This is a genomic window from Streptomyces sp. NPDC001137, assembly GCF_040298885.1.
In the GTDB taxonomy this organism is placed as follows: Bacteria; Actinomycetota; Actinomycetes; order Streptomycetales; family Streptomycetaceae; genus Streptomyces.
In genome coordinates this window covers 437086-452383 of sequence record NZ_JBEPBA010000004.1, presented here as the reverse complement: position 1 = coordinate 452383, position 15298 = coordinate 437086, and the positions used below count along the sequence as shown (strand labels likewise).

Annotated in this window: 13 protein-coding genes; 6 read left to right on the top strand and 7 right to left on the bottom strand. The window is 69.9% G+C overall.

Annotated features, from left to right (window positions below; translation table 11 throughout):
- Nucleotides 1-169 precede the first annotated feature (169 nt).
- Together ABT254_RS10650 and ABT254_RS10645 are read right to left on the bottom strand one after the other, a co-directional pair.
- Nucleotides 170-1525: a replication-associated recombination protein A gene (locus ABT254_RS10650; RefSeq protein WP_351466608.1), complete on the bottom strand. Its 1356-nt coding sequence runs from the start codon at nucleotides 1523-1525 to the stop codon at nucleotides 170-172.
- A 71-nt stretch (nucleotides 1526-1596) separates the two neighbouring features.
- Nucleotides 1597-2259, bottom strand: coding sequence for a vitamin K epoxide reductase family protein (locus ABT254_RS10645; protein ID WP_351466605.1), 663 nt, complete (start codon nucleotides 2257-2259; stop codon nucleotides 1597-1599).
- Between the two features lie 146 nt (nucleotides 2260-2405).
- Between ABT254_RS10645 and ABT254_RS10640 the strand changes: the two genes are divergently transcribed.
- The 4 genes from ABT254_RS10640 to ABT254_RS10625 are packed head-to-tail and all read left to right on the top strand — an operon-like array spanning nucleotide 2406 to nucleotide 5942.
- The gene (locus tag ABT254_RS10640) at nucleotides 2406-3272 is read left to right on the top strand and encodes an ABC transporter ATP-binding protein (protein WP_351466602.1); all 867 of its coding nucleotides are present in this window, start codon (nucleotides 2406-2408) and stop codon (nucleotides 3270-3272) included.
- Complete coding sequence (locus ABT254_RS10635; RefSeq protein WP_351466599.1) at nucleotides 3269-4114, top strand: ABC transporter permease; 846 nt, start codon at nucleotides 3269-3271, stop codon at nucleotides 4112-4114. Before ABT254_RS10640 ends, ABT254_RS10635 begins: the two co-directional genes overlap by 4 nt.
- Complete coding sequence (locus tag ABT254_RS10630) at nucleotides 4111-5322, top strand: sensor histidine kinase (protein ID WP_351466898.1); 1212 nt, start codon at nucleotides 4111-4113, stop codon at nucleotides 5320-5322. The genes ABT254_RS10635 and ABT254_RS10630 overlap by 4 nt, the downstream gene beginning before the upstream one ends.
- Nucleotides 5319-5942, top strand: coding sequence for a response regulator (locus ABT254_RS10625; protein WP_351466596.1), 624 nt, complete (start codon nucleotides 5319-5321; stop codon nucleotides 5940-5942). The genes ABT254_RS10630 and ABT254_RS10625 overlap by 4 nt, the downstream gene beginning before the upstream one ends.
- Nucleotides 5943-6075: 133 nt before the next feature.
- On the opposite strand, the gene hisS is transcribed toward ABT254_RS10625, so the two are convergent.
- Nucleotides 6076-7338, bottom strand: coding sequence for a histidine--tRNA ligase (hisS, locus tag ABT254_RS10620; protein ID WP_351466593.1), 1263 nt, complete (start codon nucleotides 7336-7338; stop codon nucleotides 6076-6078).
- A gap of 11 nt (nucleotides 7339-7349) precedes the next feature.
- A complete protein-coding gene (locus ABT254_RS10615; protein ID WP_351466591.1) occupies nucleotides 7350-8057 on the bottom strand; it encodes an MBL fold metallo-hydrolase in 708 nt (235 codons plus the stop codon).
- Between the two features lie 169 nt (nucleotides 8058-8226).
- Here ABT254_RS10615 and ABT254_RS10610 point away from each other — a divergent pair, with 169 nt between their 5' ends.
- Nucleotides 8227-9081 carry a peptidylprolyl isomerase gene (locus tag ABT254_RS10610; RefSeq protein WP_351466588.1) on the top strand — a complete coding sequence of 285 codons (855 nt, stop codon included), beginning with the start codon at nucleotides 8227-8229 and terminating at the stop codon, nucleotides 9079-9081.
- A 134-nt stretch (nucleotides 9082-9215) separates the two neighbouring features.
- Complete coding sequence (locus ABT254_RS10605) at nucleotides 9216-10445, top strand: DUF349 domain-containing protein (protein ID WP_351466585.1); 1230 nt, start codon at nucleotides 9216-9218, stop codon at nucleotides 10443-10445.
- A gap of 68 nt (nucleotides 10446-10513) precedes the next feature.
- Here ABT254_RS10605 and relA read toward each other — a convergent pair whose 3' ends face one another.
- The 3 genes from relA to secF form a co-directional block, all read right to left on the bottom strand.
- Complete coding sequence (gene relA / locus ABT254_RS10600) at nucleotides 10514-13048, bottom strand: GTP pyrophosphokinase (RefSeq protein ID WP_351466582.1); 2535 nt, start codon at nucleotides 13046-13048, stop codon at nucleotides 10514-10516.
- A 595-nt stretch (nucleotides 13049-13643) separates the two neighbouring features.
- Nucleotides 13644-14183: an adenine phosphoribosyltransferase gene (locus ABT254_RS10595; RefSeq protein ID WP_351466579.1), complete on the bottom strand. Its 540-nt coding sequence runs from the start codon at nucleotides 14181-14183 to the stop codon at nucleotides 13644-13646.
- The gene (gene secF, locus ABT254_RS10590) at nucleotides 14180-15298 is read right to left on the bottom strand and encodes a protein translocase subunit SecF (RefSeq protein ID WP_351466576.1); all 1119 of its coding nucleotides are present in this window, start codon (nucleotides 15296-15298) and stop codon (nucleotides 14180-14182) included. Before secF ends, ABT254_RS10595 begins: the two co-directional genes overlap by 4 nt.

The window sequence follows — 15298 nt, the reverse complement described above, 5'->3', positions numbered from 1 at the left end:
GAGTGGCCCACCGACCGGTCCCGCCGTGCGACGAGTGGTGGTGGGCTGCCCGCGACACCATTCGAACGGTGCGCGACGCTCCTGGAATCCGGTCCGGGGACCGGGCTCCGGCTGACCGTCCCGTTCTGACTGCACGGGACACAGCACTCCAAGGGAGTCTACAGGGCGCTCAGGACCGCTTGCGACCGAGGTGCTGTCGGGTCCATTCGACCGCGTCCGCGTACCGGGCCTCGGCCCCGTGTCTGGTGGGGGTGTAGTACTCGCGGTCCTTGAGGGCATCCGGGGCGTACTGCTGCTCGGCGATGCCCTCCGCCAGGTCGTGCGGGTACACGTACCCCTGCGCGTGCCCCAGCTTGGCGGCGCCCTTGTAGTGCCCGTCGCGCAGATGCGGGGGCACCGGACCCGCAAGACCCTTGCGTACGTCTTCCATGGCGGCGCCGATCGCCGTCGTAGCGGCGTTCGACTTCGGGGCCAGGGCGAGGGCGATGGTGGCGTGGCTGAGGGTGAGGGCGGCCTCGGGGAAGCCGATCATGGCGACGGCCTGGGCGGCCGCGACGGCGATCGGCAGGGCGTTCGGGTCGGCGAGGCCGATGTCCTCGCTGGCGGAGATCATCAGGCGGCGGGCGATGAACCGGGGGTCCTCACCGGCCTCGATCATGCGGGCCAGGTAGTGCAGCGCGGCGTCCACGTCGGAGCCGCGGATGGACTTGATGAGGGCGCTGGCGACGTCGTAGTGCTGGTCGCCGTCACGGTCGTACTTCACCGCCGCCCGGTCGACCGTCTCCTCCAGGGTCGTGAGGGAGATCTCCGTCTCGCCCTTGTCGAGGGCGGCTCCTGCGGCCGCCTCCAGTGCGGTCAGGGCGCGGCGGGCGTCACCGCCGGCGATGCGCAGAAGGTGGTCCTCGGTGTCCTCGGGGAGGGTGACGGCGTCCTTCAGGCCGCGCTCGTCGCTCAGCGCGCGCTTGAGCAGCCCCCGGACGTCGTCGTCGGTGAGGGGTTCGAGGGTGAGGAGGAGGGAGCGGGACAGGAGCGGGGAGATCACCGAGAAGTACGGGTTCTCCGTGGTCGCCGCGATCAGCGTCACCCAGCGGTTCTCGACCGCCGGGAGGAGGGAGTCCTGCTGGGCCTTGCTGAAGCGGTGGATCTCGTCGAGGAAGAGGACGGTCTCCTTGCCGAAGCCGCCCGTGGCCCGGCGGGCGCCGTCGATGACCGCGCGGACCTCCTTGACGCCCGCGGTGATCGCCGAGAGCTCGACGAAGCGCTTGTTGGTGGCCTTGGAGACGACGTACGCCAGGGTCGTCTTTCCGGTGCCGGGCGGGCCCCAGAGGATCACCGAGGACGGTCCCGCGGGCCCGCCCGCGCCCTCGCCGACCAGGCGGCGCAGGGGCGAACCGGGCTTCAGCAGGTGCTGCTGGCCCACCACCTCGTCGAGGGTGCGCGGGCGCATCCGCACCGCCAGGGGACTGCCGGTCGGGTCCTTCTCCTGGCGTTCTTCTGCGGCTGCGGTGAACAGGTCGGGCTCCACGTCCAAAACCCTAAATCACCGGACTGACAATCCCCTCGGGCCCGGGAAGCCCGGAGCCTCGAAGCCGGGGCTCAGCTGGTCCAGAAGTCCCACCAGCGGGTCAGCACCAGCATGCCGATGATGCCGACGTGCAGCACGGGCAGCACCCAGGTGAACTCGCCGAAGAAGCTCTTCAGCCAGCGCGGGGCGGGCAGGAAGCTGTGGCGGATGTTGAACGAGGTCACGTACCAGAACATGGTGATCGTCGCGACCCAGGCCAGGGAGCACCACAGGCACAGCGCGTTGATGCGGTACAGCGACTGGAACTGCAGCCAGGTGCAGAAGCCGACGCCGAAGAGCGTGCCGAAGTTGAAGGTGAGCCAGTACCAGCGCGGGAAGCGGGCGCGGGCCAGCAGGCTCATGCCGACGCAGATGACGATGCCGTAGCAGACCAGGCCCAGCATCGGGTTGGGGAAGCCGAAGGCGGCGGCCTGCTTGGACTCCATCACGCTGCCGCAGGAGACGACCGGGTTGAGGCTGCAGCCCGGGGTGAACGTCTTCCCCTCGACCTTGGCCTCGAGCAGCTTGAACTTGTCGATCGTGATGACCCACGCGGCGAGCAGACCGGCCGCGCCCGTGATGATCAACAGCAGGGCGAAGGCCCGGCTGCCGCCCACTGAGCGTGATCCCTCGGGGCCCCGGTCCCCGGCGGGTTCGGGCTCGGTGGAGACGTCTTTGAGTGTGGTCTTGCTCATCACGCCGATTCCGTCTGCTTGAGAGTTGGACCTTCTTCGGGCAGGGGCCATTGTGCCGCACTAAGGCCACTGTCCACCGTTCGGTGGACATAAGGAAGTACGCACGGTCGTCCCGGAGCGTTCGGTTCCGGCCGAGGCTGAACCGCATGACAGCACACGCAGACGAACTCGCGGTGGACGTACGGGGGCTGCGCAAGCAGTACGGGGACGTGACCGCCGTGAACGGCATCGATCTGGGCATTCGGCGTGGCGAGGTGTTCGGCCTGCTGGGACCCAACGGCGCGGGCAAGAGCACCACGGTGGAGATCCTCCAGGGCAACCGCAGCCGGGACGCGGGCGAGGTCTCGGTACTCGGCTCGGACCCGGCGACCGGCACGCGCGCGTGGCGGTCACGTGTCGGGATCGTCTGGCAGGACGAATCGGCGCCCGCCGAGTTGACGGTCCGCGAGACCGTACGGCACTTCGCCCGCTACTACCCGAGACCGCGCGACCCGGAGGAGGTCATCGGCCTGGTGGGGCTCGAGGCGAAGGCGGGCAGCCGGATCAAGGCGCTCTCCGGAGGCCAGCGCCGCCGTCTCGATGTCGCCCTGGGGGTGATCGGCGACCCCGAGCTGCTGCTCCTGGACGAGCCGACGACCGGTTTCGACCCGGCGGCCCGTCGGCAGTTCTGGGACCTGATCCGGCTGCTGTCCGAGGAGGGCACGACGATCCTGCTGACCACGCACTACCTGGAGGAGGCGGAGGCGCTCGCCGACCGGCTCGCCGTCGTCGCCAAGGGGCAGGTCGTCGCCGAGGGGGAGCCCGCCGCCCTGCGGGAGCGGTACGGCACGGAGGCCACCGTCGAGTGGACCGGGCCGGACGGCGTCACCCGCAGCGAACGCACCGACACCCCCACCAGGACGGTCGCCGAGCTCATGCGCCGCTTCGACGGCGAGATCCCGGGCCTCAGGGTGGCCCGTCCCACCCTGGAGGACGTCTACCTCCGGCTGACCGGGCAGGAAGACGCGCGATGACCACGACCCCCGTAAGGACCAGGGCCGAGGCGCCCGCCCAGCGGCTGCCGGGAGCCTGGGGGCTGGGCCTGCGCCGGGGCGCGCTGGAGATCAAGCAGTTCTTCCGGCAGCGCGACCAGGTGGTGTTCACGTTCGCGTTCCCGGTCGTGTTCCTGTTCCTGTTCGCGTCGATCTTCCACGACGACGTCCACGGCTCCGGCGTCACCGCCTCCCAGCTGTACGTTCCCGCGATGATGGCCTCCGGCATCATGTCGACCAGCTTCCAGTCGCTGGGCATCTCGATCGCGGTCGAACGGGACGAGAAGGTGCTGCGCCGGCTGCGCGGCACACCGATGCCTCCGTCGGCGTACTTCCTGGGCAAGATCTGGCTGGTTCTGTTCACCGGTGTCGTCGAGACCGCGATCCTCCTCCTCGTCGGCACCACCCTGTACGGCGTCGACCTGCCGTCGGACGCGTCCCGGTGGTTCGACTTCGCCTGGATCTTCGTGCTGGGGCTGACGGGGTGCGCGCTGCTCGGCATCGCGATCAGCTCGGTGCCCAAGTCGGCGAAGAGCGCGAGCTCGGTGGTCGTACTCCCCTTCCTGGTGCTGCAGTTCATCTCCGGGGTGTACATCTCCATCGACACCATCCCGGACTGGATGCTGAACATCGGGGCCCTGTTCCCGCTGAAGTGGCTGTGCCAGGGTCTTCGGGGCGTGTTCCTGCCGGATTCCGCGCGGGTCCTGGAGCAGGCCGGGAGCTGGGAGTTCGGGAAGGTCGCGCTGGTGCTGGCCGCCTGGTGCGTCGGAGGATTGGTGCTGTGTCTGCTGACCTTCCGCTGGAAGACCCGGCGCGACGGATGAACCCTCCGGGCGCGGCCCGCGAGGAGCACGCCTGGGACCGGACGATCCGGCTCTGGGACGGCTACTTCGCGGTCGCCTGGGCGGCCACCCTCGCCTTCGTGCTCAACGCGGCCCACCCGGACTCGCCGGTCCGGATGGCCGCCGCGGCCCTGCTGGTCCCCCTCGTGCCCTGGTACGTGGCGGTGGGGCGCCCGCTCCTCCAGGAGGACCCACCGGAGCAGGGCCGGGCACTGCGCTATCTCGGCGGGGCGATGGCGCTGTTCCTGCCGTCGGCCGTGCTGGTGGGCGAGACGCGGCTGATGGCGTTCGCACTGATCCCGCAGTGCTTCATGACGCTGCACACGCGGTGGTCCCTGGTGGCCGTCACCGTGATCAACCTGGTGCCGGTCGCGGGCTGGGCACTGCTGTGGCGGCCCAACGGGGAGGACCTGTTCGGCAACTTCCTCTTCTCCGTCGTCACCCTCGTCTTCTCCGTGGTCATCGGCAGCTGGACCATCCGCATCATCGAGCAGAGCATGGAGCGGGCCGAGCTGATCGCCGAACTCGACGCCAGCCGACACGAGATCTCCCGTCTCTCCACCGCGCACGGCGCCCTAGCCGAGCGCGAGCGGATGGCCCGCGAGATCCACGACACCCTCGCGCAGGGCTTCACCAGCCTGCTGATGCTGATCCAGGCGGTGGAGGCCGAACTCGACCACGACGTGCCGCAGGCCCGCCGCCATCTGGCGCTGATGGACGAGACCGCCCGGCAGAACCTCGCCGAGGCCCGCGCCCTGGTCGCCGGTGCCGCGCCCGCCGACCTCGACGGCAGCTCCCTGCCGGACGCCCTGCGCCGCCTGGCCGCCCGTCACGAGGCGACGCTGGAGGTGGAGGGCCGCGTGCACCCGCTGCCCGCCGCCGCGGAGGTGGTGGCCCTGCGCTCCTGCCAGGAGGCCCTGGCCAACGCCCGTAAGCATGCGGGGAGTTCGGCGGCGGTGGGCATCGCGCTGGCGTACTCCGACGAAGCGCTCACCGTGTCCGTACGGGACGACGGCTGCGGCTTCGACCCCGGTGCCCCCTGCGACGGCTATGGTCTGGCGGGGCTGCGCGCCCGGGCCGGAGAGGTCGGCGGAACGGCTCAGATCCGCAGCGCGCCGGGCGACGGCACGACGGTGACGGTCAGGCTGCCCGTATCAGTGCCCGTCTCACCGGGGAGGAGCTCATCGTGATCCGGATCGTCCTGGCCGACGACCACCCCGTCGTACGGGAGGGTCTACGGGCGATGCTCAACGCCGAGCCGGACCTGGAGGTCGTGGCCGACGCGGCGAGCGGTCCGCAGGCGGAGACGCTGGCGGCCGAACTCCGGCCCGACATCGTGCTGATGGATCTGCGGATGCCGGGCGGCGGGGGCGTGGACTCGATCGTGCGGATGGGCGAGGCGGGGCTGCCGTGCCGGGTGATCGTCCTGACGACGTACGAGACGGACCGGGACATCCTGCGGGCGGTGGAGGCCGGCGCGGCGGGCTATCTGCTCAAGGACATGCCGCGGGCGGAACTGGCGGAAGCGGTACGGGCGGCGGCGCGCGGCGAGACGGTGTTGGCGCCCTCGGTGGCGGCCCGGCTGGTCGACCAGCTGCGCACCAGGCCGGAGCGGCCGCGGCTGTCGGAGCGGGAGACCGCCGTGCTGCGGCTGGTGGCGGAGGGGTGCACGAACGCGGAGATCGGGCGGCGGCTGTTCATCGGCGAGTCGACGGTGAAGACCCATCTTCTGCGGGCCTTCGGGAAGTTGGGGGTGGACGACCGGACGGCGGCGGTGACGAGTGCGATGCGGTTCGGTCTGCTCGACTGAACTCTTTCGCCCCCGCCGCCCCTTCCCTCCCCCAGAGGGGGGACCCCCACTGTCCCCTGGGGGCTGCCGCCCCCAGACTCCCGCTTTCGGCCTGAACGGCCTCGTCCTCAAACGCCGGACGGGCTGAAAAAATTCAGCCCAGCCGGGCTTCCAGCTCCGCCACGATCTCGTTCACACCGACCGCAGCCTGCTCACCGGACTCCATGTCCTTGAGCTGGACGACACCCTCGGCGAGATCCCGCTCCCCGGCGACGATCGTGTACCGCGCACCACTGCGGTTGGCGTTCTTCATCGCGCCCTTGAGCCCCTTGGCCCCGTACGAGAAGTCCGCGGCGATGCCCACCTTGCGCAACTCGGTGACCTTGGCGAACAGCACACGACGCGCCTCCTCGCCCAGCGGCACCGCGAAGACGCTGGTGGTGGAGGGGAGTTCGAGCTCGACCCCCTCCGCCTCCAGGGCGAGAACCGTGCGGTCGACGCCCAACGCCCAGCCGACCGACGGAAGGGCGGGACCGCCGATCATCTCCGACAGACCGTCGTAGCGGCCGCCGCCGCCCACCGCGGACTGGGAGCCCAGACCGTCGTGGACGAACTCGAAGGTCGTACGGGTGTAGTAGTCCAGGCCGCGGACCAGCTTCGGGTCGTCCTCGAAAGCGACGCCCGCCGCCGTGATCAGCTCACGGACCTCCTCGTGGTACGCCTTGCAGGCGTCGCAGAGGTAGTCGCGCAGCAGCGGGGCGTCGCCCAGCTGCTTCTGGACCGACTCACGCTTGTCGTCCAGGACGCGCAGCGGGTTGATCTCGGCGCGGCGCAGGGTGTCCTCGTCGAGGTCCAGACCGCGCAGGAAGTCCTGCAGCGCGGCCCGGTAGACGGGGCGGCACTCCTTGTCGCCCAGGCTGTTGAGCAGGATCCGGAAGTTGCTCAGCCCCAGTGACCGGTACGCCTGGTCCGCCAGGATGATCAGCTCGGCGTCGAGCGCGGGATCCTCCGCACCGATCGCCTCGGCGCCTACCTGCGAGAAGTGCCTGTAACGGCCCTTCTGCGGGCGCTCGTAGCGGTAGTAGGAGCCCGAGTACCAGAGCTTGACGGGCAGGTTGCCCAGCTTGTGCAGGTTGGCCTCCAGCGCCGCGCGCAGCACGGACGCCGTGCCCTCGGGGCGCAGGGCGAGCCTGTCCCCGCCCTTGGTCTCGAAGGCGTACATCTCCTTGGTCACGATGTCGGTGGACTCGCCGACACCGCGCGCGAAGAGCTCCACGCTCTCGAAACCGGGGGTCTCGATGTAGCCGTAACCGGAGTTGCGCAGCGGCGCGGCGATCGCCTCGCGGACCGCCAGGAACTTGGCGCTGTCCGGCGGGATCAGGTCGTACGTGCCCTTGGGGGCCTTGAAGGTGCTCACGGAAAGTCTCGTCACATTCCTCGTCGGGGAGCGTCCACGCTCCCGAGGCCGGCGGCCACCTGCCGCAGATACGGGTTGGTGGCGCGCTCCTGGCCGATGGTCGTCTGGGGGCCGTGGCCGGACAGCACCACGGTCGAGTCCTCGAGCGGCAGGCACACGCGGGCCAGCGAGTCGAGCATCTCGGCCATGTCACCGCCGGGCAGGTCGGTGCGTCCGATGGAGCCGGCGAAGAGCAGATCCCCGGAGAAGAACACGGAAGGGATCTCCGTGGTCTCCGGCATCTGGAAGGTCACCGACCCCTTGGTATGGCCGGGCGCGTGCGCGACGGAGAACTCCAGACCCGCGAGCGCCAGCTTCGCGCCGTCGGTCAGCTCCTTGACCTCGTCGGGCTCCCCCACCGTCAGCTCGCCCATCAGCTGCATGCCGATGGAGCGGCCGAGCGCCTTCTCCGGGTCCGCCATCATGTAGCGGTCCTCGGGGTGGATCCAGGCCGGTACGTCGTGCGCGCCGCACACCGGGACGACCGAGGCCACATGGTCGATGTGACCGTGGGTGAGGACGACCGCGACGGGCTTGAGCCGATGCTTCTTCAGCGCTTCCTCGACTCCTTGGGCGGCCTGATGGCCCGGGTCGATGATCACGCACTCCTCACCGGCGGCGGGGGCGACGAGATAACAGTTCGTCCCCCAGGCCCCGGCGGGGAACCCGGCAATGAGCACGATCGTCCTTCGTTGTGTCGATACGGGCGGCTGCTGCTGACCTCAGAGCCTACCGGCGCTGCCGATTCCTCAGCGAACCCATATACGGTACGGGGCACACGCAGGCGGTCGGCTCACAAGACGCACGCGTACCGCGGTCGACGTACGAGACGCATGAGGAGAGAACCCGGTGGTCACCCAGGAACAGCGCAAGCGTCAGCTCGCCCGGGAGAAGTTCTTGCGCCAGCAGCAGCGGCGTACGGCCGCGCGGCGCAAGGCGAAGATGCGCAACTCTGTGATCGCGTCGGTGCTCGGTGTGGTCGTCATCGGCAGTGTGGCGCTCTACACGACCGGGGTCCTCAAGGGCGACAAGAGCGACGACAAGGCCAACGCGAGCTCGCAGACGTCCCCGAGCGCCGCCCCGACCAGCAAGGCTCCCGACCCGTGCGCGAAGCCGGCCAAGGGCTCGGTGAAGAAGCTGAGCTGGAAGAAGGAGCCGGCGATGACCATCGACAAGTCGGCGAAGTACACGATGGATCTCGCCACCACGTGCGGTGACATAGGCATCGCGCTGAAGGCGTCGGCGGCGCCGCACACCGTCAACTCGTTCAACTTCCTCGTCGGCAAGGGCTACTTGGACCACACCAAGTGCCACCGGCTGACCGATCAGGGCATCTACGTGCTGCAGTGCGGCGACCCGCAGGGAACCGGAATGGGCGGTCCCGGCTACACGATCCCGGACGAGAACCTCAAGGACAAGAGCCTCAAGGGGCAGGTGTACCCGGCCGGCACCGTCGCCATGGCCAACCAGTACAACGCCCAGACGAAGCAGGGACGCAACACCGGCGGCAGCCAGTTCTTCCTGGTCTACCAGGACAGTCCGCTGCCGCCCGACTACACCCCGTTCGGCACGATCTCCCCTGCGGGCATGAAGGTTCTCAAGAAGATCGCCGCCGCGGGGGCCCAGGCCGCCGACCCCACGACGGGCAACACGGCACCCAATGCGACCGTGGTGATCAACAAGGCGACGATCACCAAATCCTGACCGTCAAGTGCGAAATTTCGGTCGCGCGGGATGCGGACAGGCAACCCGCCGGTCGCCTATGTTGGCCGTGACGAAACTGTGGACGATGCCCGGGGCACTGAGGCCCCTCGCAGGCATCATGTGGAGGAGGCGCTGTGAGCAGCGACCCGTGGGGCCGCGTCGACGAGACGGGGACCGTGTACGTGCGTACGGCCGACGGCGAGCAGGTCGTCGGTTCATGGCAGGCCGGCTCCCCCGAGGAGGCGCTGGCCTATTTTGAGCGCAAGTACGAGGGCCTGGTTGTCGAGATCGGCCTCCTCGAGAAGCGAGTGAAGACCACCGACCTGTCCGCGAAGGACGCGCAGACCGCCATCGACCACATCCGCGAGCAGGTCGACGCGCACCACGCGGTGGGCGACCTGGACGCGCTGCGGAAGCGGCTGGACAAGCTCGTGGCGACGGTCGAGGCACGCCGCGAGGAGCGCAAGCAGCAGCGCGCGAAGCAGTCCGACGAGGCGCGCAGCGCCAAGGAGGCCCTGGTCGCCGAGGCGGAACAGCTGGCGCAGTCCGACCAGTGGCGGGCGGCCGGTGAGCGGCTGCGCTCTCTGGTGGACACCTGGAAGGGGCTGCCGCGGCTCGACCGCAAGTCGGACGACGAGCTGTGGCACCGTTTCTCGCACGCCCGGTCGGCGTTCTCCAAGCGCCGCAAGGCGCACTTCGCCTCGCTGGACGCGCAGCGCGAGGAGGCCCGCAAGGCCAAGGAGCGGCTGGTCGCCGAGGCCGAGGCGCTGTCCGGCTCGACGGACTGGGGCCCCACGGCCGCGCGCTACCGCGAGCTGATGACGGAGTGGAAGGCCGCGGGCCGCGCCCAGCGCGAGCACGAGGACGACCTGTGGAACCGCTTCCGCGGCGCCCAGGACGTGTTCTTCGCCGCCCGCAGCTCGGTCTTCGCCGAGCGGGACGCCGAGCAGTCGGAGAACCTGAAGCTGAAGGAGGAGCTGGCCGAGGAGGCCGAGAAGATCCTCCCGGTCACGGACCTCAAGGCGGCGCGTGCCGCGTTCCGCTCGGTCAACGAGCGCTGGGAGGCCATCGGCCACGTACCGCGGGACGCGCGCCCGAAGGTCGAGGGCCGGATGCACGCCGTGGAGCGGGCCATCCAGGAGGCCGAGGAGACCGAGTGGCGCCGGACGAACCCGGAGGCACGCGCGCGTGCCGAGGGTCTGACCGGTCAGCTCCAGGCCGCCGTGGACAAGCTGAAGGGCCAGATCGAGCAGGCCCGCGCCCAGGGCAACAACGCCAGGGCCGACAAGCTGGAGCGCGAGCTGGAGGGCCGCCAGGCCCTCCTGGACCAGGCGCTGAAGGGCCTCCAGGAGTTCGGCGGCTGACCCGCCAGTGGCGCGAGGAAGGGGCCCGTACCGGAAGGTACGGGCCCCTTCTCGTCGTACGTCTGGTTCTACGACCTGCTGCGCGCCGAGGTCACGCGGTACACGTCGTAGACGCCCTCCACGCCACGCACCGCCTTCAGGACGTGGCCCAGATGCTTCGGGTCGCCCATCTCAAAGGTGAAGCGGGAGGTGGCCACCCGGTCGCGGGAGGTCTGGACGGCCGCGGAGAGGATGTTGACGTGCTGGTCGGACAGGACACGGGTGACGTCCGAGAGGAGCCGGGAGCGGTCCAGGGCCTCGACCTGGATGGCGACCAGGAAGACCGAGGACTGGGTGGGCGCCCACTCGACCTCCAGGATGCGCTCGGGCTCGCGGGACAGTGACTCCACGTTGACGCAGTCGCTGCGGTGAACCGATACTCCGCTACCGCGCGTGACGAAGCCGATGATGGGGTCGCCGGGAACGGGCGTACAACAGCGGGCCAGCTTGACCCACACGTCCTCGACGCCCTTGACGATGACGCCCGGGTCGGCGCTGGAGCGCCGCTTGCGACTGCGGCTGCGGGACGGCGGGACCGTCTCGTCGATCTCCTCGGTGGCCGCCTCCTCGCCGCCGAGCGCGGAGACCAGCTTCTGCACGACGTTCTGCGCGGAGACATGGCCCTCGCCGATCGCCGCGTAGAGCGCGGAGATGTCCGGGTAGCGCATCTCGTGCGCGAGCGTGACGAGCGAGTCACCGGTGAGGATGCGCTGGATCGGCAGGTTCTGTTTGCGCATGGCGCGGACGATGGCGTCCTTGCCCTGCTCGATCGCCTCGTCGCGGCGCTCCTTGGAGAACCACGCGCGGATCTTGTTGCGGGCGCGCGGCGACTTCACGAAGCCGAGCCAGTCGCGGGAGGGGCCCGCGCCTGCCGCCTTGGAGGTGAAGACCTCGACCAGGTCGCCGTTGTCGAGGGTCGATTCCAGCGGTACGAGACGGCCGTTGACCCGTGCTCCTATGGTCCGGTGGCCGACCTCGGTGTGCACCGCGTACGCGAAGTCCACCGGGGTGGCCCCGGCCGGGAGCGCTATGACATCACCCTTCGGGGTGAAGACGAAGACCTCGTTGCGCGACAGGTCGAAGCGCAGGGACTCCAGGAACTCGCCGGGGTCCTCGGTCTCCTTCTGCCAGTCGAGGAGCTGGCGCAGCCACGCCATGTCGTTGAGGTGATCGTCCTTGCCGCCGCTCCTGGGAGCGTCCGAACGCACCTTGGAGGCGCCGGCGACGGCCTCCTGCTTGTACTTCCAGTGCGCGGCGATGCCGTACTCGGCGCGGCGGTGCATGTCGAAGGTGCGGATCTGCAGTTCGACGGGCTTGCCGTTGGGGCCGATGACCGTCGTGTGCAGCGACTGGTACATGTTGAACTTGGGCATCGCGATGTAGTCCTTGAACCGGCCGGGGACCGGGTTCCATCGCGCGTGCACGGTGCCGAGGGCGGCGTAGCAGTCGCGGACGGTGTCGACGAGGACGCGGATGCCCACCAGGTCGTAGATCTCCGCGAAGTCACGGCCGCGGACGATCATCTTCTGGTAGACGCTGTAGTAGTGCTTCGGGCGGCCTGTGACGGTCGCCTTGATGCGCGCCGCGCGCAGGTCCTGCTGCACCTCGTCGGTCACTATGGCGAGGTACTCGTCCCGCTTGGGCGCCCGCTCGGCGACGAGTCGCACGATCTCGTCGTACATCTTGGGGTAGAGGATCGCGAAGGCGAGGTCCTCCAGCTCCCACTTGATGGTGTTCATGCCCAGGCGGTGGGCGAGCGGCGCGTAGATCTCAAGGGTCTCGCGCGCCTTCTTCTCCTGCTTCTCGCGCTTGAGGTAGCGCATGGTGCGCATGTTGTGCAGGCGGTCGGCCAGCTTGATGACCAGGACGCGCGGGTCCTTGGCCATGGCGACGACCATCTTGCGGACGGTCTCGGCCTGCGCGGCCTCGCCGAACTTCACCTTGTCCAGCTTGGTGACGCCGTCGACGAGCAGGGCGACGGAGTCGCCGAAGTCGCGGCGGAGCTGGTCGAGGCCGTACTCGGTGTCCTCGACGGTGTCGTGCAGCAGACCGGCCATCAGCGTGGCCGGATCCATCCCCAGCTCGGCCAGGATGGTGGTCACGGCGAGCGGATGCGTGATGTACGGGTCGCCGCTCTTGCGCTTCTGGCCACGGTGCCAGCGCTCGGCGACCTGGTAGGCATTCTCTATCTGCCGCAGCATCGACGTCTCGATCTTCGGATCGTTGCTGCGCACTATCCGCAGCAGCGGCTCCAGGACCGGGTTGTACGGGTTGGAGCGCTGGACGCCCAGGCGGGCGAGGCGGGCGCGGACGCGGTTGGAGGAGCCTGAGCGGGCGGGCTGGCCGGTGTTCGGGCGCACCGCGGGAGAGGGTGTGGGCCGCTCGGGTGGCGCGGGCTTGGGGCGCGACTGCTCGGCCGACTTGTCGACGGGCGCGGACTGGGCGTGCTCGACCGGCCCGCGGGTGTCGTTCTTCGCGTGCGGCGCGGTCGGCGCGGGCTTGGCCGCGGCTGCCGAGGCGGACTCGGGCTTGGCGGCGGTCAGGTGCTGGGCCTCGTCTGGCAAGAGGACTCCTCGTGCGCGATCCGGGTCCCCCGGTCAGGCTCCGGAGACCCCATGGTAGCGATCCTGGGCCGCAGGATCGCCTTCAGGCCAATGTGAGGGCCGTCTACGGGAGAAACACAAGGGGCTGCCGCGGGATTCCGGGAGGCGGCTTCGGGGGGATCCGGGGGTGTCCTGGGGGTGGCCGGGGGCTTGCCACCGGCGTGGAATCGCGGAGGCTTGCGGGGGTCGCGCGGGAGGAGCAGACCGGCGCTTGCGCCGGAGCGGAGCTTCGCGGCGCGACAAGGGCCGCCCACGGAATACCTGCGCAGCGCCACAGCCCAGCGCGGGAAGAGCAGGCCGGGCGATTGCGCGGGAGCGCGGGACGACAGCGCCGAAGCGGAGCTACGCGGCGCGACAAGGGCCCCCCGGAATACCTGCGGAGCACCACAGCCCGGCGCGGGAAACGCAGGCCGGGCGGACTGCGTGGGAGTGCGGACGACAGCGCCGGAACTCGGGCCGGAGCGGCGCTGGGAAGGCGTTATCGCAGGTCGGTGATGCGCGAACGGCCGCCCCGGGGGCCGGGGCGGCCGTTCGGCTGTGGGTGTGTGCCGTGGGGTCACACGGTGAGCAGGGCCTCCAGCGGGGCTCCGGTGAGGCTCGGCTCCAGGCGGGCGCGGCCGCCGAGGAAGCCGAGTTCCATCAGGACGGCGAGGCCGGCGACCTCGGCTCCCGCGCGGCGGATCAGCTGGATGGAGGCCTCGGCGGTGCCGCCCGTGGCGAGGACGTCGTCGACGATCAGGATGCGGTCCTCGGCGAGCAGGTCCTCGGCGTGCACCTCGATCTCCGCCGAGCCGTACTCCAGGTCGTACGACTGGCCGAGGGTCGCTCCGGGGAGCTTGCCCGCCTTGCGTACGGGGATGAAGCCGAGGCCGGCGCGGACGGCGACCGGGGCGCCGAGGATGAACCCGCGGGCCTCCAGGCCGACGACCTTGGTGGCACCCGTGTTCGCGGCGATCTCGGCGAGCGCGTCGGTGAGCGCCGTGAAGGCCGCCGGGTCCGCGAGCAGCGGGGTGATGTCCTTGAACATCACGCCCGGCTCCGGGTAGTCGGCCACGTCACGGATGCGGCTGAGCAGCAGCTCCTCGATGTCCGTCATCGGCGCTTCCCGGAGGGACGGCCACGGCCGCGGTTGCGCGACGCGGGCTGGTGGCGCGGGCCGACCACCGCGTGAGCGGCGTCCTCCGGCTCGTCGTCGTAGCGGTCGTCGGCGGTCTCGGCCTCCAGCGGCCCGCCGTCCGCCGCGGCCTGGGCGCGCTTGGCGAGGACGCGCTTCTTGAGCGCCTTCATCTGCGGCTCGCGCTCCTTGAGGTCGGCGACGAGCGGTGTGGCGATGAAGATCGAGGAGTACGCACCGGCCGCGAGGCCGACGAACAGCGACAGCGAGATGTCGTTGAGCATGCCGGCGCCGAGGAAGCCGCCACCGATGAACAGCAGGCCCGCGACCGGCAGCAGCGCCACGACCGTGGTGTTGATGGACCGCATCAGGGTGCTGTTGATCGAGCGGTTGGCGACGTCGCTGAACGTCCAGCGGGTCTGCTTGGTGATGTCCTTCGTCTGCTCCTTGAGGCTGTCGAAGACGACGACCGTGTCATAGAGCGAGTAACCGAGGATCGTGAGCAGACCGATCACCGTGCCCGGCGTGACCTCGAAGCCGACGAGGGCGTAGATGCCGGTCGTGATGGTGATGTCGTGGATCAGGGCGACCAGCGCGGCGACCGCCATCCGCCATTCGAACGCGATCGCCAGGTAGATCACCACGAGGATCATGAAGATCGCCAGGCCCTGCCAGGCCTTGTTGGCGATCTGGTCACCCCAGCTGGGGCCGACCAGGTCGGCGTTGATGTTCTCGGTGTTGACGTTCAGGTCCTTGGCGAGCTTGTCCTTGATCGCGTCGGACTTGTCGGTGTCGATACCCGCGATCTGGATGCGCAGGCTGCCGTCGCCGAGCTTCTGGACGACCGCGTCGTGCCCGGACGCGTCCTGGGCGTACCCCTCGGCCTTCGCGACCGAGGCGGTCATGTGCTTCGGGGTGGTGAAGACGGCACCGCCCTGGAACTCGATGCCCATGTTCAGGCCGCGCACCGCCAGGCCCAGGACGGCCGTGATGGTGATCAGGATCGAGATGCCGTACCAGATCTTGCGGTTGCCGACGAAGTCGTAGCCGACCTCACCGCGGTGCAGACGGGCGCCGAGGCTGCCGAGTTTCGACAT

Coding starts and splice junctions, on each gene's coding strand:
- ABT254_RS10595 (WP_351466579.1), bottom strand. CDS start 14,183: ATGACGGACATCGAGGAGCTGCTGCTCAGCCGCATCCGTGACGTGGCC.
- ABT254_RS10640 (WP_351466602.1), top strand. CDS start 2,406: ATGACAGCACACGCAGACGAACTCGCGGTGGACGTACGGGGGCTGCGC.
- ABT254_RS10635 (WP_351466599.1), top strand. CDS start 3,269: ATGACCACGACCCCCGTAAGGACCAGGGCCGAGGCGCCCGCCCAGCGG.
- ABT254_RS10645 (WP_351466605.1), bottom strand. CDS start 2,259: ATGAGCAAGACCACACTCAAAGACGTCTCCACCGAGCCCGAACCCGCC.
- secF (WP_351466576.1), bottom strand. CDS start 15,298: ATGTCGAAACTCGGCAGCCTCGGCGCCCGTCTGCACCGCGGTGAGGTC.
- ABT254_RS10630 (WP_351466898.1), top strand. CDS start 4,111: ATGAACCCTCCGGGCGCGGCCCGCGAGGAGCACGCCTGGGACCGGACG.